The organism is Kitasatospora sp. NBC_01300 (genome assembly GCF_041435235.1).
GTDB lineage: Bacteria > Actinomycetota > Actinomycetes > Streptomycetales > Streptomycetaceae > Kitasatospora.
In genome coordinates, this window is the sequence record NZ_CP108408.1 from 3,032,463 (window position 1) to 3,055,277 (window position 22,815).

The window sequence follows — 22,815 nt, forward strand, 5'->3', positions numbered from 1 at the left end:
TGGTTCGACCACCCGGCCCCTTCGGCGTACTCGGCGTCGTCGCGCCCTACGGGCGGGTGTAGGCGGTCAGGTCGGGGGCGGTGGCGAAGCCGGCTCCGTAGGCGCTGACGCCGCGGCCGTAGGCGCCGAGCAGGACGCCCGGGGCCTCGCCGGCGAGCACCCAGCCGTACTCGGACTCGCGGTAGCGGAAGGGCTGCGGCAGGCCGTTCACCGGGAGGCTGAGGGTGGACCAGCCGGGGCCGGCCAGGTCGTCGGCGAGGTCCCACGCGAGGGTGCTCTGCTGGTCCAGCCAGTCCTGGCGCAGCGCGCGGTCGAGCTGGCCGGGCCAGGTCGAGGCGAGCAGGCCCGAGCCGGCCAGCCAGGCGGCGGAGGAGGCGGAGGTCGCCTCCAGGGTGCCGGTGTTGTCGGCGCTGCGGCGGCTGTCCCGGCGGGCCACCGTGACCACGACCGCGAACCTGCGCATGTCGCGCGGCTCGTACTGCCTGGCCGGCTCCTCGCCGTGGCCGAGGCTGCCGTAGTCGACGCTGCCGGGCGCCCCGGCCCGGAGGCCTCCGGCGCCGGCCTGCATCAGGTAGCGGCGGCCGGTCCAGCCGTCGTCCAGGCCGTACCAGGGGAAGTCGGCGGACAGGTAGGGCACCAGCGGGTCCGCCGGGCCGGCCTGCCCGCCGACCACCGGGCCGCCGGCCGTGGCCGTCGTCCCCACCGCCTGACTCGTCGCGTCCATCCCCGGGCCTCCTCAAACACACGTTTGCCTGCCGTGGCGCGCTCCCATCGTGGCGTACCGCGGCGTTCCCGGGAGCCGTTCCTGGTCCGCGACAGCGCGGAATGTGACGGACGGCTCAGCGGGAACAATCAGCACAATAGCGGCGCACACGCCGCCGCCCCGCTCAGCCGGGCGGCCGGGCGGGGCGGTGGCGTGGTCGTACGGGGTGTGACCGGGGGCCGGTCAGGTCGCGTCGGGGTCGAACGGGGGCCGCTCGCCGGGCTGCAACGGCGCCCCGGTGGAGGCCGCCACCGGGGCGGCGGCCTTCTCGAAGCTGACGCTGCCGCTGCGGCCGTTCACCGGCGCCGCCGGCTTGTCGTCCAGGACCGAGCGGATGTCGAGCGAGTCCTTCATCTCCTTGAGGCCCAGCGGGTCCTCTTCGCCGCCCATGAGCTGCTTGCGGACGAAGGTCTTGGGGTTCAGGTCCTCGAACTCGAAGTCCTTGAACTCGGGGCCCAGCTCGCTGCGGATGTCCTCCTTCGCGTTGTCGGCGAAGGAACGGACCTTCCGGATGAAGCCCATGGTGTCCTGGATCAGCTTCGGCAGCTTGTCGGGGCCGAAGATGACGATCGCCATCACGGCCAGGGTCAGGATCTCCAGCCCGCCTACATCGCTGAACACCTAAGCTCCCTAGCTCGTCGGACGACGGTCCCTACAGGGTAATGGCCATCGGCGGGTCCATGGTCCACGCTGCGATGAAGCCGTGGTAAAGACCTGCCGATGGCCGAGATCGTCGCGACCGGGGCGCGAGCGGCGCTCTAGGTGCGGACAGGGCCTAGCGGGTCTGCTGGCGCAGTGCGGGCAGGCCGCCCGAGTTGCGCTCCGAGGCCGGCGGCGGCGTCGCGTCGCGGGTCGCGGCGACGGGGTGGGCCGGGAAGTCCACCGGGATCTGCGCGGTCATCGGGACCAGGCCCCCGCTGCGGCCCGTGCCGCCGCTGTTGCCGACCGTGCTGACCGGGTTGCCGTGCTGGTCCTCGCTCTGCGCGCTGAGGCCGCCGACCCCGCCGAGCGTGACCGCGGCGACCGAGAAGGCGCCCGCGGCGGCGAAGACGAAGCGGCGCCCGCGCGGCGCGGCGGAGCGTACGGCGGCGGCCGGGCGGGGCCGGACGGTGCTCTCGGGGCGGGCCGCGGCCTCGGGGCGGCCGTTGCGCCGGCCCATCAGGGGCCGCAGCACCGCGCCGCCGCGCCCGAACGCCCGCGGGTCGACCCCGGGCACCGGGGTGTCGGCGCCGAGCGCGCCCGCGCCGAAGGAGGCGCCTGCGCCGCGGCCGAAGGAGCCGCCGGTGAGCCGGCTGCCGCCGAGCGTGCCGCCGGCCGCGACCCCGCCGCCGGGCAGGTCGTCGTCGTCACCGCGGCTGCCGCGGCGGACGGGCCAGTCGGCGTCCGCCGGATCGTCCTCGGGCAGGCCGCCGACGGCCATCAGCCGGGCCATCAGGCCGGAGGAGGGGCCGGGGGTGCCGGTGCGGGTCAGCAGGTGCTTGACGGCCCGGCCCGCGTCGACCTCGGCGAGGCACTGCGGGCAGGTCGCCAGGTGGGCCTGGACGCGATCGCGCGAGTCGTGGCCGAGTTCGCCGTCCAGGAACGCGGAGAGGCGCTCACCGAGGTGGTGCTCCTCGGCGGCCGGCTCGGCGGGGCGCACCGGCACCGCGCGCAGCGCCGTCTCGCCCGGCAGCGGCAGCGCGGGCAGGACGGGCTCGCCCGGTTCGTCGCCGCCGCGGCGGCCGGGCAGGGCCCAGCCCCGCCTGGCCGCGGACCGGCCGGACGGGTCCGGCTGGCCCGGCCCGGACCGGCCGGTTCCGCTCACGATCGCCTCCGTCCGCGCGCACCCGGCGCGAGCGCGCCCTCGACGGCGGCGCCGACCGGCACCGGCTCCTCCGAGCCGCCGCGGCGCTCGCGCCCGGGGGCCGAGCCGGGGGCACGGTGCTTGAGCGCGGCGCGCAGGTGCGAGCGGCCGCGGTGGATGCGGCTGCGGACGGTGCCGAGCTTGACGCCCAGCGTGGCGGCGATCTCCTCGTAGGACAGTCCCTCGATGTCGCAGAGCACCACGGCGGCGCGGAACTCCGGGGCGAGGGTGTCCAGGGCGTGCTGCACGTCGGCGTCGAAGTGGGTGTCGCTGAAGTGCTGGGCCGGGCTGGGCTCGCGGGAGGCGAGCCGCTCGGCCGCGTCCTCGCCGAGCGCGTCGAAGCGGATGCGCTGGCGGCGGCGGACCATGTCCAGGAACAGGTTGGTGGTGATCCGGTGCAGCCAGCCCTCGAACGTGCCGGGGGTGTAGGTGGACAGCGAACGGAACACCCGGACGAAGACCTCCTGGGTGAGGTCCTCGGCGTCGTGCTGGTTGCCCGTCAGGCGGTACGCGAGGCGGTAGACCCGGGCGCTGTGCGCCTCGACGATCTCCTCCCAGGAGGGTGGAGTCCAGGTCTGCGCGTCGGGGCCCTCGGTGAAGGTCGCGAGGGCGGGGGCCTCGGTGGTACCGGCGGCCGGCGTCGCGGCGGCGGGCTGGTCCAGGTCGGAGTGCGCAGGCTGGTTCATCACGGGCTTCGGCGTACGGGCCGACGCGGTGCCGCGGGAGTGCCGCCGCACGGGGACGTCGCCCTCGGCCACACCTCCTCGGTCGGCTCTTCTGCCCAGCAGGGCCACCACCATATCCACCTCACCCGTCAAGCCCGGATAAAAGTGCCCGGGAGGTCTCCCGTACCCGGTCCTTCGTGACAACGGCCCGCCGCCGTACGCGGTTCCCGGTCGGCCAGTAATCTGTGCCAGGAAATATCGACTTCCCTCGGCACCGGGCCGTAACCCGGGGCTCCGAAAGAGGCAGCCATCAGCGAGTTCGGGCCCGCGCGTGTGGCCCTCGCCGACACCTACGTCGGCGAGGACGCGGTGCTGACCTACGCCCGGGCGCAGTCCGCGCGCACCGGGATACGGGCGATCGGGCCCAGCGGCGGGGCGTGCCTGCGGCTGCTGGCCGCGGCACTGGACGCCAAGGCGGTGGCCGAGATCGGCACCGGGACGGGCGTCTCCGGGGTCTACCTGCTGCGCGGCATGCGGCCGGACGGCGTGCTCACCACGGTGGACTCCGAGCCGGTGCGCCAGCAGCTGGCCCGCGAGGCGTACCACGCGGCCGGATTCGCGGCCAACCGCTCGCGGTTCATACCGGGCCGGGCGCTGGAGGTGCTGCCCCGGCTCGCCGACGGCCAGTACGACCTGGTGTTCTGCGACGGCGACCCGGCCGAGTCCAGGGAGTACCTGCTGGAGGCGATGCGGCTGCTACGGCCGGGCGGGATGGTCTGCTTCGAGGGGGTGTTCCAGGAGGGCCGGCTGGCCGAGCCGGAGCTGCAGGACCCCCAGACGGGCGCGGTGCGCGACCTGGTCCGGGACGTCCGGGAGAGCGAGGCGCTGCTGCCGGCGCTGCTGCCGGTCTCGGACGGACTGCTCTGCGCCATCAAGCGGTAGGACCGTCGAGCGGCAGGGCCGTCAGGCAGCCGGACCGTCAGGCAGCGGCCCCGCCGCCCCGGACCGCGGCCTCCGGGCGGCCGGGCAGGGCCCCAAACGCCGCGGGGCCCGGGCCGACATGACGTCGTACCCGGGCCCGGCAGCACATCTCCAGGAGATGACGAGCACCCGCTGCGGTCAGCCGCAGGCCTTCTTCAGGGCCTCGCCGAGGGCGTCGGCCTCGTCAGGTGTGAGCTCCACCACAAGGCGTCCGCCGCCTTCGAGCGGAACGCGCATGATGATGCCCCGTCCCTCTTTGGTGACTTCGAGCGGGCCGTCACCCGTCCGCGGCTTCATGGCCGCCATGCTCGTTCCCCTTCCTGCAACCGCTCAGCTACGCACCGGCAGTCCGTCCACCGCCGGTATCGAACGCATTGATCGGAAGCCATTATCCCGCATGCCACGGGCTGATGACCAACATCACTCTCGGTGCAACATCGGCCGGACCGCCCCCAAGCGCCGCAATTGCCGTCATAAGCCCCGGCGTGGCGGCGGCGCGCGGGCCGTCGAAAGGTGCGATACCTCACACTCCCCACCCGGCCGTCCGCTCCGGCATCCTGGCACACGACCGACACCGAGCCGACCACAGGGAGCCCTCGCCCATGTCCGATTCCGTGCTGTACGAGCTGGACGGCGGCCTGGCCGTCATCACCATCAACCGCCCGGAGGCGATGAACGCCCTGGACGTCGCGACCAAGGTCGCGCTGCGGGACGCCGTGGCCGCCGCGGCCGCGGACCCGGCGGTGCGGGCGGTGCTGCTGACCGGGGCCGGCGAGCGCGCGTTCTGCGTCGGGCAGGACCTGAACGAGCACCTGACGGCGCTGAAGCGGGCCGAGGAGACCGGACAGAGCCCGCTGGGCACCGTCGCCGAGCACTACAACCCGCTGGTGCGGGCGCTGGCCGGGATGCGCAAGCCGACCGTCGCCGCGGTCGGCGGGGTGGCGGCCGGCGCGGGCGCCTCGCTGGCCTTCGCCTGCGACTTCCGGGTCCTCTCCGACCGGGCCGGCTTCAACACCGCCTTCGCCGGGATCGCCCTGACCGCCGACTCGGGCGCCTCCTGGACGCTGCCCCGGCTGGTCGGGCACGCCAGGGCCACCGAGCTGCTGATGCTGCCCCGGACGGTCAAGGCCGCCGAGGCGCTGGAGCTGGGCCTGGCCACCAGGGTGGTGCCGGCCGGGGAGCTCGCCGCCACCGCGCGGGCCTTCGCCCGGGAGCTGGCCGCGGGCCCCACGGTGGCCTACGGCGCCATCAAGGAGTCGCTGGCGTACGGCGCCTCGCACTCGCTGGACGAACTGCTCGACAAGGAGGACGAGCTGCAGACCCTGGCCGGCGAGAGCGAGGACCACCGGATCGCGGTCCGCGCCTTCATCGCCAAGGAGAAGCCGACCTACCTGGGCCGCTAGGGCGCGCCCAGCGGCCCTCTTCGGATCACACCGGGCGCGCGGTGCGGACGTGGCAGTCCGCCAGGTGGTCGTCGACCAGGCCGCAGGCCTGCATCAGGGCGTAGGCGGTGGTCGGGCCGACGAAGCGGAAGCCCTCCTTCTTCAGGGCCTTCGCGAGCGCGGTCGACTCGGGCGTGACGGCCGGCACCTCCCCCATCGTGCGGGGGGCCGGCCGGTCCGGGGCTCCGGCGAACCGCCAGATCAGCGCGTCCAGCCCGCCGTCCAGGTCGCGGGCGACCCGGGCGTTGGCGATGGCGGCCTCGATCTTGGCCCGGTTGCGGATGATGCCGGTGTCGGCGAGCAGCCGCTCCACGTCCGCCTCGCCGAACTCGGCGACCGCGGCGATCCCGAAGCCGGCGAACGCGGACCGGAAGCCCTCCCGGCGGCGCAGGATGGTCAGCCAGGACAGCCCGGACTGGAACGCCTCCAGGCAGACCCGCTCGAACAGGGCGTCGTCGCCGTGCACCGGACGGCCCCACTCGGTGTCGTGGTAGGCCCGGTAGTCGTCGGTCGACTCGCCCCAGGCGCAGCGGCGCAGGCCGTCCGCGCCGAGCACCGCGCCCTCGGCGAGAGCGGTCACCGGTCGTTCACCGGCTTCGCGTCCTCGGGCCGCTCCTGCTCGGGCCGCTCCTTGGTGAGCGCGACGGCCGGTTCGACCACCTTCGCGAACTCCTCCAGGCCGGGCAGCGGTTCGGCGCCGGCGTCCGGGCCGTCGGTCGCCTCGACCGCGCCGCGCAGGTGGCCGGCGGCCTCCAGTTCGGCGATCCGCGAGTCGCGGTAGGCGAGTTCGGCGCCGAGGCGGTCCAGGACGTCGTCGACCTCGTCCATCCGGTAGCCGCGGACGGCCATCGGCAGCCGCAGGTCGTCCACGTCCGCCTTGCTCAGCGGACGGTCCTGCGGCAGCCGGGCGGCGATGCGGTCCTGCACCGCCTCCGGCATCGAGCCGCCCCCGCCGAGCGCCACCAGCGCGGCGCCGCCGACCACCACGGCCATGGCGACCACGATCACCCAGAACACGAGCTGTCCTCCCGAACTCCCGGCCGGCCTGCTGCGAAGTGCCCCCGACCAAACTGATCATGACAGCATGGTCCCTGTGAGGCCGGGGGCCATCATCGCACCCGCAGCAGCTGTGGAGGAGACATCGGTGGCACTGCGCCTGGGACCGCGGGAATTCGGTGACGACGAGCTGGTGATCATGGCGATCGTCAACCGGACGCCGGACTCGTTCTTCGACAGGGGGGCGACCTTCGCGGACGAGGCCGCGTTCGCCGCCGCCGACCGCGCGATGGCCGAGGGAGCGGCGATCCTGGACATCGGCGGGGTGAAGGCCGGGCCCGGTGACGAGGTCACGGTGGAGGAGGAGCTGCGGCGCACCGTGCCCTTCGTGGCCGAGCTGCGCAAGCGCCACCCGGAGGCCGTGATCAGCGTCGACACCTGGCGGCACGAGGTCGGCGAGGCGGTCTGCGAGGTGGGCGCCGACCTGCTGAACGACGCCTGGGGCGGGGTGGACCCGAAGCTCGCCGAGGTGGCCGCGCGCCACGACGTCGGGCTGGTCTGCACGCACGCGGGCGGCGCCGAGCCGCGCACCCGGCCGCACCGGATCGGCTACCAGGACGTGATGGCGGACATCCTGCGGGTGACCGTCGGGCTGGCCGAGCGGGCGGTGGGGCTGGGTGTGCGGCGGGACGCGGTGATCATCGACCCGGGGCACGACTTCGGCAAGAACACCCGGCACTCGCTGGAGGCCACCCGGCGGCTGCCGGAGATGACCGCGACCGGCTTCCCGGTGCTGGTCTCGCTGTCCAACAAGGACTTCGTCGGCGAGACGCTGGACCGGCCGGTGAACGAGCGGCTGCTCGGCACCCTGGCCACCACCGCGGTCTCGGCCTGGCTGGGCGCGCAGGTCTACCGGGTCCACCAGGTCGCGGAGACCCGCCAGGTGCTGGACATGGTCGCCTCGATCCGGGGCACCCGCCCCCCGGCGGTCGCCCGCCGGGGGCTGGCGTAGGCGGCCCGGAGGGCCGGGGGCCCAGGCCTGTCCGGCCTAGATCTGGTTGGTCGGCCGGCGGGTGTCGGCGAGGATCTTCATGACCTCGTCGATCTCGTCGGTGATGTGGAACAGCTCCAGGTCGTGCGGGGCCGCCTTGCCCTGCGCGACCAGGGTGTTCTTCAGCCACTCGTAGAGGCCGCCCCAGTACGCGCTGCCGAAGAGGATCACCGGGAAGCGGGTGACCTTCTTCGTCTGCACCAGGGTGAGCGCCTCGAACAGCTCGTCCAGCGTGCCGAGCCCGCCGGGCAGGACCACGAAGCCCTGGGAGTACTTCACGAACATCGTCTTGCGGACGAAGAAGTAACGGAAGTTCAGCCCGAGGTCGACGAACTCGTTGAGGCCCTGCTCGAAGGGCAGCTCGATGCCGAGGCCGACGCTGAGGCCGCCGGCCTCGGAGGCGCCGCGGTTGGCGGCCTCCATGGCACCCGGACCGCCTCCGGTGATCACCGCGTAGCCGGCCTCGGCGAGGGCCCGGCCGATGGCCACGCCGGCCTCGTACTCGGGCGAGTCGGCCGGGGTCCGGGCGGAGCCGAAGACGCTGATCGCGGGCGGGAGTTCGGCGAGGGCGCCGAAGCCCTCGACGAACTCGGAGGTGATCCGCAGCACCCGCCACGGATCGGTGTGCAGCCAGTCGGTCGGGCCGGTGGTGTCCAGCAGCCGCTGGTCCGTGGTGCTCGTGCCGACCTGGTCCCGGCGCACCAGCACCGGGCCCTTCTGCTTCTCGGGCCAGGCCTTCTTCTTCCGCGGCACGCCGACCTGCTCGGGGCCGTGTCCGTAGTGCTTCTCGTCTCCTGTGCCTGTCATGACGAAACCCTACGTCCGGTGATCCCGGTTTTCAGGCAACAGGGGAAGGTCGGTTGGGCGACCGGAAGATGGCGCTCAGCCGATGATCGGCCGGTCGGACCGGCCGATCATCGGAACGGCACCTCAGCTGGTCAGCCAGGCCCGCAGCCGCTCCTCGGTCTCCGCGATGGCGCTCAGCGAGCAGTGCTCCTCCCGCTTGTGCGCGAGGTTCGGGTCACCGGGGCCGTAGTTGACCGCCGGGACGCCCAGCGCGCTGAACCGGGCGACGTCGGTCCAGCCGAACTTGGCGCGGGCCTGGCCGCCGGTGGCCTCCAGGAAGGCCTGGGCGGCCGGCTGGGCGAGCCCGGGCAGCGCGCCCGGGGCGAAGTCGGTGACGGTCAGCTCGAAGCCGTCGAAGACCTCGCGCACGTGCTTCTCCGCCTCCGCCTCGCTGCGGTCCGGCGCGTAGCGGAAGTTGACCGTCACGACGCACTCGTCCGGGATGACGTTGCCGGCCACGCCGCCGTCGATCCGGACGGCGTTCAGGCCCTCCCGGTACTCCAGGCCGTCGATCTCCACCCGGCGCGGCCGGTAGTCCGCGAGCCGGGTGAGCACCTCGGCGGCGTGGTGGATGGCGTTGTCGCCGAGCCAGCTGCGGGCCGAGTGCGCGCGCACGCCGGTGAGCCGGATCTGCGCCCGCAGGGTGCCCTGGCAGCCGCCCTCGACGACCGCGCCGCTCGGCTCCATCAGCACCGCGAAGTCGGCGGCCAGCCAGTCCGGGCGCTCCCTGGCGAGGTGGCCGAGGCCGTTGCGGTGGGCCTCCACCTCCTCGCAGTCGTAGAACACGAAGGTGAGGTCGCGGTTGGGCTCGGGCAGGGTGGCGGCGAGCCGCAGCTGGACGGCGACGCCGGACTTCATGTCCGAGGTGCCGCAGCCGTAGAGCAGGTCCCCCTCGACATGGGAGGGCACGTTGTCGGCGATCGGCACGGTGTCCAGGTGGCCGGCGAGCAGGACGCGCTCGGGGCGGCCGAGGGTGGTGCGGGCGACCACGTTGTTGCCGTACCGGTCCACGGTCAGGTGCGGGTAGCCGCGCAGCGCGGTCTCCACGGCGTCGGCGAGCGCCTGCTCGTCGCCGCTCACCGACGGGAAGTCGACGAGCCGGGCGGTCAGCGCGCCGCCGTCGAGGGTGAGGTCCAGGGGCGTCGGGTTCGGGCTGCTCATGGCGCCAGCCTAGTCCGCGTGGCGTGCACCCCGTGTGGCGCTTCCGTGACGCGGCGCGCGCGGGCCCGCCCCGGAGCGAGCGGACCGGCAACCGCAACCGGGTGGCGCCGCACACCCGTCCGAGTGGGTACGGTGTCGGATCAAGAAGCAAGGCGCGAGAGGGGCGACGGTGGCCAGGAGAAAGAGCGGCGAGGAGCTGGGCGAGGAGTTGGCGCCCCCCCGCCGCGGTCCACTGCGCGCGCTGTTGCTCGTGATCGTCGGCCTGCTCGGCCTCGCGCTGGTCGCGGGACTGGCCGTGGTCGGCATCTGGTGGTTCGGCTTCAAACAGGGCGAGCCCGAGGGCTGCTCGGTGAAGACCGCGGCCGGCAGCGGCACGCTGGAGCTCCCGCAGGCGGCCAACGCCGCGACGATCGCCGCGGTGGCGCGCTCGCGCGGACTGCCGGACCGGGCGACGACGATCTCGCTGGCCACCGCGATGCAGGAGTCCAAGCTGCGCAACCTCGCGGGCGGCGACCGGGACTCGATCGGCCTGTTCCAGCAGCGGCCCTCGATGGGCTGGGGCACGGCGCAGCAGATCGGGGACCCGGTCTACGCGACCAACAAGTTCCTGGACGGCCTGGTCAAGGTGCCCGGCTACACCCGGCTGCCGCTGACCGACGCGGCCCAGGCCGTGCAGAAGAGCGGCTACCCGCAGGCGTACGCCAAGCACGAGACCAAGGCGACGCTGCTCACCTCGGCGCTGGCCGGCCGGGAGCCCGGTTCGTTCTCCTGCGTGGTGCACGACTACGCCAAGCCGGATCCGGTCGACTCGCCCTCCCCCACGGCGGGCTCCACCGTCTCCCCGGCCGCCGTCCAGCCCACCGCCGCGGACCGGGCCCAGGTGCTGTCCGACCGGGTGCGCCGCGAGTTCGGCCGCACCGTGACCCCGGCCACCGGGTACGCCTCGACCATCAAGGGCGCCGAGAACGCGGTCTCGCTCACCCCGGACCCGTCCGCCGCCGCGCTGACCTCCTCGACCGACGGAACCGACGACGGGATCACCGCCGAGCGGGCGAGCGGCTGGGAGGTCGCCCACTGGGCGGTCGCCCAGGCCCAGCAGCTGGGCATCGCGACGGTCGCCTACGACGGGAAGATCTGGCGCAAGACCAAGTCGGAGGACGGCTGGCAGCCGCAGACCTCCGGGACGTCGACCAAGCTCGTTCAGGTCACCCTCGCCACGTCCGACAAGGGCTGACGCACTGACGTTCGGGTGGCCGCCGGACGGGTGAATCCGGTCAACCCCGGTGGACCGGGAGCCCGCCGTGGCGGCCCCGCCGGAGAACCGTCACTCCCCTTGCCCGGCGCCGGGCCCACGGGGCCGTACGGACCCCGCCAGGCGCCGTCACGGCGGTCCTACGATCCGATGGTCGGTCAGACACTTTCCTGGTCCAGGCCGAAACCATCTGGCTTCTCAAGCGGTAACACCGTCAGTCCGCCCGGCGGACGTGACGGACCCAGACCCTCCGAGGAGCCCCATGTCTCACCCCCTCACGCGACGGATCGCCAGCGCCGCGCTGCTCGTGGCGGCCGGCGCGACCCCGCTGGTCGCGGCCGGCTCCGCGTCCGCCCTGGGCGGCGACGCCCTGCTGCCCAAGAGCGACCTGGCCGCGCCGCTGGGCCAGCTGACCAACACCGACACCGGTTCCACCCTCCAGCACACCACCCACCAGCTGGGCCAGGCCGCCGGCAGCACCGGCGCCGCCACCGTCGCCGCGGGCGTACCGGCCTCCGCCGACGCCGCCGGCAACATCGTCGCCCACCAGCTCCCCGAGGCGAACGAGAAGGCCAGCTCGCTGACCGCCCCGGTCGACCAGACCGCCGCCACCACCGGCCAGCTCTCCGCCGTCACCCCGAAGGTCGCCTCCGCACTGGCCGGCAAGCTCGGCGAGGCCGTCACCGGCAAGGGCGTCGGCACCCGCAGCGCCGCGGCCAGCCCGGTCGGCGGGCTCGCCCAGACCGGCGCCATCGCCAAGGGCCTGCCCGGCGCCGACAAGCTCGCCGGCGCCGTCCCCGGCACCAACGCCGTCACCGACGCGCTGCCGCTCGGCTCCGTCGCGCGCGCGCTGCCCGCCCTGCCCGGCACCGACGTCCTGGGCCTGGCCGAGCACGGCTCGGCCAACCGCCTCGGCGGCGCCGACCTCGGCCCGAACAACCCGCTGTCCGGCCTCACCGGCGCGCTCGGCCCGATCGGCGGCCTGCTGGGCGGCGTGAACGGCGGCAGCATCAGCGGCCTGCCGCTGTAACCCGCCCCGGGTACGGCGAAGGGGCCGGTGTTCCGCTCTCGGAACACCGGCCCCTTCGGCGTCGGTCAGCGGGCCGCGTTCAGCCGCTCCACGGCCGCGGCCACCCGCTCGTCGGTCGCGGTGAACGCGACCCGGACGAAGCGCCCGCCAGCCGGCCCGTAGAAGTCGCCGGGCGCCACCAGGATGCCCAGTCCGGCCAGCTCGGCCACGGTCTCCCAGCACGGGCGGTCCTGCGTCACCCACAGGTAGAGGCTCGCCTCCGAGTGCTCGACCCGGAAGCCGTACGCCTCCAGCGCCGCCCGCAGCGCCGAGCGCCGGGCCGCGTACCGCTCCCGCTGCTCCGCCACGTGCGCGTCGTCCGACAGCGCCGCGATCGTCGCCGCCTGGACCGGCGCCGGCACGATCATGCCGCCGTGCTTGCGCACCTCCAGCAGCTCCCTGACCACCACCGGGTCGCCCGCCACGAAGGAGGCGCGGTAGCCGGCCAGGTTGGAGCGCTTGGAGAGCGAGTGGACGGCCAGCAGGCCCTCGTGGCCCGCGCCGCAGACGTCCGGGTGCAGGACCGAGACCGGCTCGGCGGACCAGCCCAGCTCCAGGTAGCACTCGTCGCTGACCAGCAGCGCCCCGTGCTCCCGGGCCCAGGCGACCGCCCGGCGCAGCTCGTCCGCGCCGAGCACCCGGCCGGTCGGGTTGGACGGCGAGTTCACCCAGAGCAGGCGGACCCGCGAACCGTCCAGCTCGTCCACCGAGTCGTACTCGACCGGCTCCGCGCCGCACAGCCGCGCGCCCACCTCGTACGTCGGGTAGGCCAGCCGCGGGTAGGCGACCTGGTCGCCCGGGCCGAGGCCGAGCTGGGTCGGCAGCCAGGCCACCAGCTCCTTGGAGCCGACGGTCGGCAGCACGGCCTGCGGGCCGATCTCGGCGCCGCAGCGGCGGTGCAGCCAGCCGGCGATCGCCTCGCGCAGCTCCACCGGGCCCCACACCGTCGGGTAGCCCGGCGTGTCGGTGGCGGCGGCCAGCGCCTTCTGGATCACCTCGGGGACCGGGTCCACCGGGGTGCCCACCGAGAAGTCGCAGAGACCGCCCGGGTGGGCCAGCGCGGTCGCCTTGTACGGCTCCAGCTTGTCCCAGGGGAAGACCGGCAGGAGGTCGGACAGCCTTCCTCGGCCAGATGGGCGGCGCGCCGCCCCCGGGTGACCCGGGAACGGCGCGCGCGTGCTGTTGGTGTTCACAGCTCAGATGCCACCGATCGTCAGTGGTCGGCGTTCTGCGGCGGCAGAGCGGCGATGAAGGGGTGGTCGCGCTCGATCAGGCCCAGCTTCGAGGCGCCACCGGGCGAACCCAGATCGTCGAAGAACTCGACGTTCGCCTTGTAGTAGTCCTTCCACTCCTCCGGGGTGTCGTCCTCGTAGAAGATCGCCTCGACCGGGCAGACCGGCTCGCAAGCGCCACAGTCGACACACTCATCCGGGTGGATGTAGAGCGATCGCTCGCCCTCGTAGATGCAGTCAACCGGGCACTCTTCGATGCACGCCTTGTCCTTCACGTCGACACAAGGCTGCGCGATGACGTAGGTCACGCTGTCGTTCCTCCTCGGAAGGGCCGTGGCGGCCCGTTCTGTTCTGCTCGCGTGCGCGGTGAGCGCGGCGTCGTCGATGCCCGCCCCTAGTATCGCGGGTCGGAGACCGCAAATGCACAGGAGGTGCCCAGATGACGGCAGGCGGCCCGGCCCAGGACCGTCCGGAGGTCCGGATAGATCGCTCTGACGTGGGACGACGCGTGTCCGTCCGGCGCCTCTCGGGGTTCGTGGACGACCGGCCGGTGTTCCGGGATTCGATCGGCGTGCTCACATCGTGGGACGATCATGGACTGACGGTCGCTCCGCGGACCGGCGTCCCCGTCTCCTTCCCCGAGAAGCTGCTGGTCGCGGGCAAGGTCGTGCCGCTCTTCCCGGCCCGGCGCGCACCGCTGCCCGCCGCCACGCCCGTCGAACTCCAGCGGATCGCGGCCCGCGGCTGGCCGGCCGTCGAACAGGAGCCGCTCGGCGCGTGGACGCTGCGCGCCTCGGCCGGGTTCACCCGCCGCGCCAACTCCGTCCAGGCGCTCGGTGACCCCGGACTGCCGCTGCCCGACGCGCTCACCGCCGTCCGCCGCTGGTACGCGGCGCGCGGCCTTCCCGCGTACGTCGAGGTGATCACCCCGGGCTCGCCGGACGAGCTGCGGGCCGAGCTCGACCGGCTGGGAGCCCGTTACGCGCCCACCCTGGTGCGCACCGCCCCGCTGGCCGGGCTCGCCCGGGCCGGCTCCGGGCCCGAGCGGGTCCGGCTCGCCCGGACCGCCGACCCGGCCTGGCTCTCGCTCTACCGCCGGGTCGGCGAGGACGAGGCGCTGGAACGGGCCGCCCGGCAGGTGCTGCACGGCGGGCCGTCGGTCTGGTTCGCCACCGTGCCGGGCGCCCCCGGACAGCCGCCGCTGGCGATCGGACGCTGCGTCGTCGACGGGCCCTGGGCCTGCTTCGGCGCGATCGAGGTCGCGCCGTACGCCCGGCGGGCCGGGCTGGCCACGACCGTCATGGCGGTGCTCGCCGCCCGGGCCGCCGAGGAGGGGGCGACCGGTGGATACCTCCAGGTCGAGGCGGACAACACCGGGGCGATCGCGCTCTATGACGGACTCGGCTTCACGACCAGTCACACTTACCACTACGCCCTTCTCCCCCAGGGGTAGCACCGCCCGCCCGCACCGCCGCCCCGCCCGCCCGCCGCTCCTCGCCCGCCGTTCGCCCGCCCGTCGTACGAAAGCCGTCGCCGTCACCGTGACCGAGCAGAGCAGAGACCGCTTCCGGACCGCCGCCCGCGCCGAGCATCCCGACCCGGTGCTGCTCTGCCTGCTCGCCGCCGCCGAACACGGCCCGGTCCTCGACCCGGACGACCCCGGGGAACCGCCCAGCGTGGACGCCCTGCTCGCCGCCTGCGAGGCCGCCCTCGACCGGCACGCGAGCGCCGTCCGGCTCGCCGTCGCCGAACGCGCCCCCGCCGGCCCGGAGGAGACCGCCGCCCTGCTCGCCGCCGTCCTCGGCGGGCGGGAACGCTTCCACGGGCGGCAGTCCGACTACCGGCGGCTCGAGTCCTCGCTGCTGCCCGACGTGCTGCGGCGGCGGCGCGGACTGCCGATCATGCTGTCCCTGGTGTGGATGGCGGTCGGGCGGCGGGCCGGGCTCGCCGTCCACGGCATCGCGCTGCCCGGCCACGTCATCGTCGCCGTCGGCGGGCCGGGCGGCGGCGACGAGTACGTGCTCGCCGACCCCTTCCACGGCGGGCGGCTGCTCGACCCGGACGACGCCGAACGCCTGGTCCGCGGCGCCGGGCAGGAGTTCAACCCCGACCTGCTCACCCCCGCCCAGCCGCTCGACCTCGTGCTGCGCGTGCTCGGCAACATCCGCGCCTGGGCCGCCGACCGCCCCGAACACGCCCGCACCCAGCTCTGGGCCACCGAACTCGCCCTCCTGCTGCCCCGCCACCCCGCCCAGCTCCGCCTCGAACGCGCCGAACTCCTCGTCCGCACCGGCGACTTCCTCGGTGGCTCGGCCGAGATGGACGCCTTCGCGCAGATCCTCGACACCTTCGACCCCGACACCGCCGCCAAGGTCCGCCAGGAGGCCCGGGCCGCCCGGCACCGGCTCAACTGACGACCGCCCGGGAACTCGCTCGGAGCCAGTCGGGGGGCGCGCTCGGAGTCAGCCGGGGCGCGCTCAGAGCCAGCCCTTCTCCCGGGCGATCCGCACCGCCTCGGTGCGGTTGCGGGCCTCGGTCTTCTGGATCGCCATCGACAGGTAGTTGCGGACCGTCCCCTCCGACAGGTGCAGCCGCCGCGCGATGTCCGCGTTCACCGCCCCGTCCGCCGCCGCGCCCAGCACGTCCCGCTCGCGCGCCGTCAGCGGATTCGCCCCCTCCGCCAGCGCGGCCGCCGCCAGCACCGGATCGATCACCCGCTCCCCGCGCAGCACCCGCCGGATCGCCTCCGCCAGCTCCGAGGCCGGCGCGTCCTTCACCAGGAACGCGTCCGCCCCCGACTCCATCGCCCGCCGCAGGTACCCCGGCCGGCCGAAGGTCGTCGCGATCACCACCCTCGTCCCCGGCGCGTTCCGACGCAGCTCGGCGGCCGCCTCGATGCCCGTCATCCCCGGCATCTCGATGTCCAGCACGGCCACCTGCACCTCGTGCGCCAGCACCGCCGCCACCACCTCGTCCCCGCGCCCCACCTGCGCGACGACGTCGATGTCCCCCTCCAGCCCGAGCAGCGCCGCCAGCGCCTCCCGGACCATCCCCTGGTCCTCGGCGAGCAGCACGCGGATCAGGGCCCCGTTCTGAATGTCACTCATGGCCACGACCTTAGAGGGGCGCCGGAGAGGCCGCGGAAGGTATTCGCCTGGCTCGCCGAAGGCCTGCGGGCCAGACTGGCGGCATGCTGAACCTGGAACGCCTCCGCCCGGACCACGCCGACGCCCTGCTGGCCTTCGAGCGCGCCAACCGCGCCTGGTTCGCGCGGACCGTTCCGGACCGCGGTGACGCCTACTTCGCCGATTTCCCGGCCCGCCACGCCGCCCTGCTCGCCGAACAGGACTCCGGCGTCTGCCGGTTCCACGTCGTCCTCGACGCGGCCGGCGCCGTCCTCGGCCGCGTCAACCTCGTCGACATCACCGACGGCACCGCCGAACTCGGCTACCGCGTCGGCGAACACGCGACCGGCCGGGGCGTCGCCACCACCGCCGTCGCCCACCTCTGCCGGCTGGCCGCCGCGGACTACGCCCTCACGTCGCTGACCGCCATCACCACCCTCGACAACCTCGCCTCCCAGACCGTCCTCACCCGCAACGGCTTCGCGGTCGTCGCCGAACTCACCCTCGACGACCGCCCCGCGCTCCGGTTCGGCCGCGCCCTCGCCGACGGCCGGCCGTCGGCATAGGAAACCGGCGCGGGAAGTCGGCCAGGCCGACTTCCCGCGCCGGACGCGGGTCAGAGCCAGCGCTGCGCGGCCTCGACACTGTCGGAGCCACTGGTGTTGAAGGCGATGGCGGCCTGCGGGGCGTGGCGGCGGACGAGGTTGACGACGAGCTCGAAGAAGGGCAGGGCGGGTTCGGGCTTGCGGATGCCGCCGCCGATGACGACGACATCCCAGTCCCGGCCGGCGAGGGCGGCGGTGATCACGGGCCCGGCCGTCTCGTCGGGCGCGACCAGGGCCATCGACGCGTCGATGCCGTGGTCGGCGAAGCGGGCGAGTTCGGCGTCGAGGACGGCCCGCAGGCCGTCGCCGTCCATGCCGGGGACGGTGTGCGGGTCGAAACCGAGGATGAGTGCGGTAGCCATGCCGGGGAGGACGGTCAACCCGACCGGCCGGGTTCCGTGCCGGCCGGCGCGGTGACCATCCGCAGCGGGACGAAGGCCCGGAGCCGGAAGCCCCGGCCCCGCTCGCCCGGCCCGGCCTCCAGCCGCCCGCCGACCAGGGCCAGCCGCTCCTCCAGGCCCGAAAGCCCGTTGCCCGGCTGGGACTTGCCCGGTCCGCGCCCGTTGTCGGCGATCTCCAGGACGGCGTAGCGCTCGCCGCCGCCCTCCCAGCTCTCGTCGGCCGTGACGGTGCAGACGGTGGCGCCCTCGCCGTGCCGGACGATGTTGGTGACGGCCTCGCGCAGTGCCCAGGCCAGCGCGCCCGCCTCCTCGTCGGCGAGCCCCGGCCAGGTGTCGGCCAGTTCCGGCGCGGCCTCCAGCCTGACCTGTGCGGCGGCCAGCGCGGTGCGGGCGGCGGCGAGTTCGACCGGCAGGGTGGGGCGGCGGAAGCCGGTCACCGCCTCCCGGACGTCGATCAGCGACTGCCGGGCGACCTGCTCGATGTCGGCGACCTGCGCCCGCGCCGCCTCGTCCTTGCCTGCGTCCATGAACCGCCCGGCCAGTTCGCTCTTCAGCGTGATCAGCGACAGCGAGTGCCCGAGCAGGTCGTGCAGGTCGCGGGAGAGGCGCAGCCGTTCCTCGGAGGCGGCCAGGTGGGCGACGACGGCGCGGGCCTCGCGCAGTTCCTTCATGGTGGCGACCAGCCGCTGCATGCCGGTCATCGCGGCGCCGGCGAGGAAGGAGGTGAGGGCCAGGGTGGGGATGGTGTCGCCGCCGGCGTGGCTCAGCACGCCGACGGTGGCGGTGAGCGCGGCCATGGCGGCGACACCGGGCAGCGCGTAGCGCACCGGCAGGATCACGGCGACGCACACCGAGGCGTAGGTGAAGAGGGTCAGGAAGGCCTCACCGAGGACGAAGGCCGAGACGCTCGCGAGCACGACCATCATCGCGACGATCAGCCGACAGGCCCGGGGCCGCATCCCGACCATCGAGCGGAAGATCACCAGCAGGACGTAGCTGCCGACGAAGACCGCCAGGCAGAGCCAGCCGAACACCCGGGCGGCCGTCCCGTGCCCGCCGTGCAGCAGGTTGCCCACCGGGTAGGCCAGGTAGATCGTCCACAGCAGCATCCAGCTGACCTTGACCAGCAGCTGCCGCCTGGTCTCGATCGGCGAGCCCGGGACGGTCATGAACGACGTGCGCGCCGGACCCGCCTCCGGCTGCTCGTCGGATCGGCGGGTCTGGCGCGGCTCGGTCATGCCGGTCATCATGCCTGGCGGGTGTCGCGGCGGTACAGCGCCGCCGCGGCGACGACGAACACCGCGAGGAAGGCGGCCAGCCCGGCGACCGCGCCGGTGTCCAGGGAGTGCCCGGGCTGGGTGAACGCGGCCAGCTGGTTGTACAGGTACACCGGGTTGAACCGGGCGAACTTCTCCAGCGAGCCGCTCACCGGGAACCACGTCCCGCCGAACAGCGCCATCACCATGTAGGTGATCATCACGATGGTCTGCACCGAGTCCGGCGCCGCCGCGTACCCGAGCGCGACCCCGAGCGCCGCGAACACGAAGCTGCCCAGCCACAGCGCCGCCGCCAGACCGGCCCACTGCGCCGCGCCGAGCGACACGCCCTGGACCGCGCCGAGCGCGAAGACCACCAGGATCGCCGGCAGCGTGGTCACCGAGCTCGCGGCGATCTTGCCGAGGGTGTACGCCCGGCCGGGCAGCGCGGTGAGCCGCAGCTGGCGCACCCAGCCGCTCTTGCGCTCCAGCGAGATCCGCTGCGCGCTGCCGGTGAGCACCGCGCCGACCGCGCCGAAGGTGGCCATCGAGACCATGAAGTAGGTCTTCGCCGACAGGCCGCCGGCCAGTGGGGAGGAGCCGTAGGCGTGGGTGAAGAAGAAGTACATCAGCGCCGGGAAGGCGATGGTGAAGACCAGGTAGCGCCGGTTGCGGAAGGTCCGCAGGATCTCCAGCCGGATCAGGGTGGTCATCGCACGGTCTCCTTCGCGTCCTCGCGCTGGTCCTGCGCGCCGGTGATGGTCAGGAAGGCCTGTTCCAGGCCGAGGCCGGTGACTTCCAGCCCGCGCGGGTACAGGCCCGCCCGGTAGAGCCCGGCGACGCTGGCGTCGGCGTCCGCGGTGCGGATCCGGACGGTCCGCACGCCCGGCACCCGGGCGGTGACGTCCAGGGACTGCACGCCCGGCAGCAGGCGCAGCACGCCTTCGTCGAACTCCCCGTCCGCGTCGTGGAGTTCGAAGGCGACCCGACGGGCTCCGGCGCGCGCCTTGATCTCGGCGGAGCTGCCGTCGGCGATCAGCCGGCCCCGGTGCAGGACGAGGACGCGGTCGGCGATCGAGTCCGCCTCCTCCAGGTAGTGGGTGGCGAACAGCACCGTGCGCCCGGCGTCGGCCTGCGCCCGCATGCTCGCCCAGAACGCCTGCCGGACGGTGACGTCCATGCCGGTGGTGGGCTCGTCCAGCACGATCAGGTCGCTGTCTCCCGCGATCGCGAGCGCGAAGCGGACCCGCTGTTCCTGGCCGCCGGACAGCTTGTCCGCCCGGCGCTCGGCCAGTTCGGTGATCCCGGCGTCGGCCAGCACCTCCTCGACCGACCGGCCGCGCGGGTGCACGTCGCGGGCGAGCTCGACCAGTTCGCGGACCTTGACGTCGGCCATCAGCCCGCCGCTCTGCAGCATCGCGCCGACCCGGCCGGCCGCGATCGCCTCCCGCGGGGTGCCGCCGAACAGCGTGACGCTGCCCTGGTCGGGCTGGCGCAGGCCGAGCAGCAGGTCAAGGCTGCTGGACTTGCCGGCGCCGTTCGGGCCGAGCAGGGCGACGGTCTCGCCCGGGCGCAGCACGAGGTTGAGGTCGTCCACGGCGCGCACCCGCCCGTAGCTCTTGCCGACGCCGCGGAAGGCGGCCACTTCGGTGCTCATCGTCCCGCTCTTCTCCCCTGGTGGTGTCGCGCCCGTGGTCGCGATCGGTGTCGCGATCGGTGTCGTTCGCACCACCTCAGAGTCCCGTGCGGGCGGGGTGCGGCGGCAGTGTCCGCCGTCGTGCCTTCGGTATGACGGATGTCATGGCTGCGGCCGGTACCCGGGTCAGGGGTACCGGCCGCACGACCGCAGGTCAGGCTGGGTGTCAGAGGCCCAGCGCGCGCTTCACGAAGTCGACCTGGAGCAGCAGCAGGTTCTCCGCGACCTCCTCCTGCGGCGTCATGTGCGTGACACCGGACAGCGGCAGCACGGTGTGCGGGCGGCCGGCCGCGAGCAGCGCGGAGGACAGCCGCAGGGTGTGCGCGGCGACCACGTTGTCGTCCGCCAGCCCGTGGATGATCATCAGCGGCCGCTCCAGCCCGGCGGCGTAGCCGGTCAGCGAGTTGGCCGCGTACACCTCGGGCCGCTCGGCCGGGTGGCCGAGGTAGCGCTCGGTGTAGTGGGTGTCGTACAGCTCCCAGTCGGTCACCGGCGCGCCGGCGACGGCCGCGTGGAAGACGTCGGGGCGGCGCAGCACGGCGAGCGCGGAGAGGTAGCCGCCGTACGACCAGCCGCGGATGGCGACCCGGCCGAGGTCCAGCGGGAACTCCTCGGCGAGCGCCTGCAGCGCGTCGGCCTGGTCGTCGAGGGTGGCCCCGGCGAAGTCGAAGGCGATGGACTTCTCCCAGGCCGGGCCGCGCCCGGGGGTGCCGCGCCCGTCGGCGACGACCACGGCGAAGCCCTGGTCGGCGAACCACTGCGAGTTGAGGTGCGGGTTGTGCGCCTGGACGACGCGCTGGCCGTGCGGGCCGCCGTACGGGTCCATCAGGACGGGCAGCAGGCCGTCCCGCTCGCGGTCGTAGCCGGTGGGCAGGAAGACGGCGGCCGGGATGCGGCGCTCGCCGGCGAAGCGGAACACCGGGCGGGCGGTGATGACCGGGGTCTCGGCGTAGGAGGCGATGGTGGCGACGTCGTCGACGACCACGCCTTCGGGCAGGTCGCGGGCGACCTGGACGAGGGTGCCGGGCAGGTCGGGCTCGGCGGTGGCGCGCACGGTGATCCCGCCCGCGTGCACGGCGCTGGTGACGGAGGTGAACGGACGGCCGTTGGCGGACTCCCAGCCGAGCCGCTTGCCGTCGTGGCTGATCCGGCCGACGGCGATCCAGCCGGGCTCGGGGTCGGTCTCCGCGGCGCCGCCGGAGGCGGTGAACAGCACCTCGGCGTCGGTGACGGCGACCACCGAGCGCAGGTGCAGGTCGGCCCCGGTGACGGCCTGGTCGCCGATCACCAGCGCCCGCACGCCGCCCTCGTCGGAGATCCGGACCAGCTTGCCGTCCGGGGTCCAGGCCGGGACGCCCTGGAACAGCTCCAGCCAGGCGTCGTCGCGCTCCTCGAACAGCACCTCGGTGGCGCCGGTGGCCACGTCGAGGCCGAGAACCAGCTGGCTGCGCTGGTCGCGGGCCTGGACGAGCAGCAGCGGCACGCCGCCCGCGGACCAGTGCACCCGGGCGAGGTACGGGAAGGCCGTGCGGTCCCAGACCACCTCGGTGCGGCCGCCGTCCAGGTCGAGCACCCAGAGGCCGACCTCGGCGTCGGCGGTGCCGGCGGCCGGGTAGGCGACCTCGGCGGGCTCGCGCTGCGGGTTGGCCGGGTCGGCGATCCACCAGCGGCGCACCGGGGTGTCGTCGGCGCGCTCGACCAGCAGCCGGTCGCCGTCGGGGGACCACCAGAAGCCCCGGTCGCGGCTCATCTCCTCCTGGGCGATGAACTCGGCCTGCCCCCAGGTGACGTTCGGGCCGTCGGGCTCGGCGAGCACCCGGTCGGCGGTGCCGTCGGCGCGGGTGAGGCGCAGTTCGCCGGCGGTGTTGGCGTAGGCGACGTGGCTGCCGTCCGGGGAGACCCGCGGGTCCAGCAGCGGGCCCTGGGCGGGCAGTTCGGCGGTGGCGCCGGTGGCCAGGTCCGCGGTGAACAGCCGGCCGGAGAGGGCGAAGGCGGCCAGCCGGCCGGCCGCGTCCAGGGCGTAGCCGACGATGCCGGCCGAGCCTTCGCGGCTGCGCTCGCGGCGGGCCTTCTCGGCGGGCGAGAGGTCCTCCTCGCCGCCGCCGAGCAGCACGGCCGGGTCGGCGGCGATCCGCTCCTCGCCGGTGGCGGTGTCGAGGGTCCAGAGCAGGTTGGCCCGGTCGCCGCCCGATCGGGAGCGCAGGAAGACGACCCGCGAGCCGTCCGGTGCGACGGAGAAGGAGCGGGGCGCGCCGACGGTGTAGCGCAGGGTCCGCGCGTACTGCCGGGGGAAGGTGTCCGCAGGGGTGTGGGAGGTCATGGCACCAGACCCTACGACGCCGTACTCCCGCTGCCGGGCGCCGGTGATCACTCGTTCGGAGCATCGTTCCCGAGTACGCCCCAAAGGCGCCCATACCCCCTCCGACCGGCC

The 22,815-nt window shown here is 74.3% G+C and carries 25 protein-coding genes; 8 read left to right on the plus strand and 17 right to left on the minus strand.

The features are described 5' to 3' along the window. Positions 1–46: 46 nt before the first annotated feature. The 4 genes from OG556_RS13325 to sigE form a co-directional block, all read right to left on the minus strand. Positions 47–724: a hypothetical protein gene (locus tag OG556_RS13325; RefSeq protein ID WP_363586750.1), complete on the minus strand. Its 678-nt coding sequence runs from the start codon at positions 722–724 to the stop codon at positions 47–49. Positions 725–946: 222 nt separating this feature from the next. Further along, on the minus strand, positions 947–1,384 hold the full coding sequence (locus OG556_RS13330; protein WP_363586751.1) for a sec-independent translocase: 438 nt from the start codon (positions 1,382–1,384) through the stop codon (positions 947–949). Between the two features lie 154 nt (positions 1,385–1,538). Next, on the minus strand, positions 1,539–2,567 hold the full coding sequence (locus OG556_RS13335) for a zf-HC2 domain-containing protein (protein WP_363586752.1): 1,029 nt from the start codon (positions 2,565–2,567) through the stop codon (positions 1,539–1,541). After that, the gene (sigE, locus tag OG556_RS13340) at positions 2,564–3,292 is read right to left on the minus strand and encodes an RNA polymerase sigma factor SigE (protein WP_371522687.1); all 729 of its coding nucleotides are present in this window, start codon (positions 3,290–3,292) and stop codon (positions 2,564–2,566) included. The genes OG556_RS13335 and sigE overlap by 4 nt, the downstream gene beginning before the upstream one ends. Positions 3,293–3,604: 312 nt before the next feature. Between sigE and OG556_RS13345 the strand changes: the two genes are divergently transcribed. Beyond that, positions 3,605–4,213 carry a class I SAM-dependent methyltransferase gene (locus tag OG556_RS13345; RefSeq protein ID WP_350879900.1) on the plus strand — a complete coding sequence of 203 codons (609 nt, stop codon included), beginning with the start codon at positions 3,605–3,607 and terminating at the stop codon, positions 4,211–4,213. Positions 4,214–4,390: 177 nt separating this feature from the next. Here the strand turns inward: OG556_RS13345 and OG556_RS13350 are convergent, their stop codons facing one another. Continuing rightward, positions 4,391–4,558: a DUF3117 domain-containing protein gene (locus OG556_RS13350; protein WP_014137929.1), complete on the minus strand. Its 168-nt coding sequence runs from the start codon at positions 4,556–4,558 to the stop codon at positions 4,391–4,393. 296 nt (positions 4,559–4,854) lie between these two features. Here OG556_RS13350 and OG556_RS13355 point away from each other — a divergent pair, with 296 nt between their 5' ends. Continuing rightward, positions 4,855–5,655 (plus strand): enoyl-CoA hydratase-related protein, encoded by an 801-nt coding sequence (locus tag OG556_RS13355; RefSeq protein ID WP_363629537.1) that lies wholly within the window; start codon positions 4,855–4,857, stop codon positions 5,653–5,655. Positions 5,656–5,680: 25 nt separating this feature from the next. Here the strand turns inward: OG556_RS13355 and OG556_RS13360 are convergent, their stop codons facing one another. Then, positions 5,681–6,274 carry a DNA-3-methyladenine glycosylase I gene (locus tag OG556_RS13360; RefSeq protein WP_363586754.1) on the minus strand — a complete coding sequence of 198 codons (594 nt, stop codon included), beginning with the start codon at positions 6,272–6,274 and terminating at the stop codon, positions 5,681–5,683. Beyond that, positions 6,271–6,711 (minus strand): DivIVA domain-containing protein, encoded by a 441-nt coding sequence (locus OG556_RS13365; protein ID WP_363586755.1) that lies wholly within the window; start codon positions 6,709–6,711, stop codon positions 6,271–6,273. The genes OG556_RS13360 and OG556_RS13365 overlap by 4 nt, the downstream gene beginning before the upstream one ends. 178 nt (positions 6,712–6,889) lie before the next feature. Here OG556_RS13365 and folP point away from each other — a divergent pair, with 178 nt between their 5' ends. After that, a complete protein-coding gene (folP, locus tag OG556_RS13370; RefSeq protein ID WP_363586766.1) occupies positions 6,890–7,702 on the plus strand; it encodes a dihydropteroate synthase in 813 nt (270 codons plus the stop codon). Between the two features lie 36 nt (positions 7,703–7,738). Here folP and OG556_RS13375 read toward each other — a convergent pair whose 3' ends face one another. Continuing rightward, positions 7,739–8,548, minus strand: a complete 810-nt coding sequence (locus OG556_RS13375) for a TIGR00730 family Rossman fold protein (protein ID WP_363586756.1) — start codon at positions 8,546–8,548, stop codon at positions 7,739–7,741. 123 nt (positions 8,549–8,671) lie between these two features. Then, the gene (gene dapE, locus OG556_RS13380) at positions 8,672–9,748 is read right to left on the minus strand and encodes a succinyl-diaminopimelate desuccinylase (RefSeq protein WP_363586757.1); all 1,077 of its coding nucleotides are present in this window, start codon (positions 9,746–9,748) and stop codon (positions 8,672–8,674) included. Positions 9,749–9,917: 169 nt separating this feature from the next. Here dapE and OG556_RS13385 point away from each other — a divergent pair, with 169 nt between their 5' ends. Then, positions 9,918–10,982, plus strand: coding sequence for a hypothetical protein (locus tag OG556_RS13385; protein ID WP_363586758.1), 1,065 nt, complete (start codon positions 9,918–9,920; stop codon positions 10,980–10,982). Between the two features lie 280 nt (positions 10,983–11,262). Next, complete coding sequence (locus OG556_RS13390) at positions 11,263–12,030, plus strand: hypothetical protein (protein ID WP_363586759.1); 768 nt, start codon at positions 11,263–11,265, stop codon at positions 12,028–12,030. Between the two features lie 65 nt (positions 12,031–12,095). Here OG556_RS13390 and dapC read toward each other — a convergent pair whose 3' ends face one another. Both dapC and fdxA read right to left on the minus strand, forming a co-directional pair. Further along, positions 12,096–13,187 carry a succinyldiaminopimelate transaminase gene (gene dapC, locus OG556_RS13395; protein WP_371522689.1) on the minus strand — a complete coding sequence of 364 codons (1,092 nt, stop codon included), beginning with the start codon at positions 13,185–13,187 and terminating at the stop codon, positions 12,096–12,098. 95 nt (positions 13,188–13,282) lie between these two features. After that, the gene (gene fdxA, locus OG556_RS13400) at positions 13,283–13,609 is read right to left on the minus strand and encodes a ferredoxin (RefSeq protein ID WP_030061559.1); all 327 of its coding nucleotides are present in this window, start codon (positions 13,607–13,609) and stop codon (positions 13,283–13,285) included. A 131-nt stretch (positions 13,610–13,740) separates the two neighbouring features. Between fdxA and OG556_RS13405 the strand changes: the two genes are divergently transcribed. Together OG556_RS13405 and OG556_RS13410 are read left to right on the plus strand one after the other, a co-directional pair. Beyond that, positions 13,741–14,754, plus strand: a complete 1,014-nt coding sequence (locus OG556_RS13405; protein ID WP_363629538.1) for a GNAT family N-acetyltransferase — start codon at positions 13,741–13,743, stop codon at positions 14,752–14,754. A gap of 88 nt (positions 14,755–14,842) precedes the next feature. Next, positions 14,843–15,715: a transglutaminase-like domain-containing protein gene (locus OG556_RS13410; protein ID WP_363629540.1), complete on the plus strand. Its 873-nt coding sequence runs from the start codon at positions 14,843–14,845 to the stop codon at positions 15,713–15,715. Between the two features lie 63 nt (positions 15,716–15,778). Here the strand turns inward: OG556_RS13410 and OG556_RS13415 are convergent, their stop codons facing one another. Continuing rightward, positions 15,779–16,408: a response regulator transcription factor gene (locus tag OG556_RS13415; protein ID WP_063347943.1), complete on the minus strand. Its 630-nt coding sequence runs from the start codon at positions 16,406–16,408 to the stop codon at positions 15,779–15,781. A gap of 83 nt (positions 16,409–16,491) precedes the next feature. Between OG556_RS13415 and OG556_RS13420 the strand changes: the two genes are divergently transcribed. Then, positions 16,492–16,992 carry a GNAT family N-acetyltransferase gene (locus tag OG556_RS13420; RefSeq protein ID WP_371517231.1) on the plus strand — a complete coding sequence of 167 codons (501 nt, stop codon included), beginning with the start codon at positions 16,492–16,494 and terminating at the stop codon, positions 16,990–16,992. A gap of 50 nt (positions 16,993–17,042) precedes the next feature. Here the strand turns inward: OG556_RS13420 and OG556_RS13425 are convergent, their stop codons facing one another. The 5 genes from OG556_RS13425 to OG556_RS13445 all read right to left on the minus strand — a co-directional run bounded on the left by OG556_RS13425 (position 17,043) and on the right by OG556_RS13445 (position 22,704). Then, on the minus strand, positions 17,043–17,393 hold the full coding sequence (locus OG556_RS13425) for a hypothetical protein (protein ID WP_363585411.1): 351 nt from the start codon (positions 17,391–17,393) through the stop codon (positions 17,043–17,045). Positions 17,394–17,407: 14 nt separating this feature from the next. Next, the gene (locus OG556_RS13430; RefSeq protein WP_371517232.1) at positions 17,408–18,670 is read right to left on the minus strand and encodes a sensor histidine kinase; all 1,263 of its coding nucleotides are present in this window, start codon (positions 18,668–18,670) and stop codon (positions 17,408–17,410) included. 8 nt (positions 18,671–18,678) lie between these two features. Next, positions 18,679–19,401, minus strand: coding sequence for an ABC transporter permease (locus tag OG556_RS13435; RefSeq protein ID WP_363585413.1), 723 nt, complete (start codon positions 19,399–19,401; stop codon positions 18,679–18,681). Then, entirely contained in the window at positions 19,398–20,345 is a 948-nt protein-coding gene (locus tag OG556_RS13440; protein WP_363629547.1) for an ABC transporter ATP-binding protein, read from the minus strand. The genes OG556_RS13435 and OG556_RS13440 overlap by 4 nt, the downstream gene beginning before the upstream one ends. A 205-nt stretch (positions 20,346–20,550) precedes the next feature. After that, positions 20,551–22,704, minus strand: a complete 2,154-nt coding sequence (locus OG556_RS13445; RefSeq protein ID WP_371517233.1) for a prolyl oligopeptidase family serine peptidase — start codon at positions 22,702–22,704, stop codon at positions 20,551–20,553. Positions 22,705–22,815: the final 111 nt, after the last annotated feature.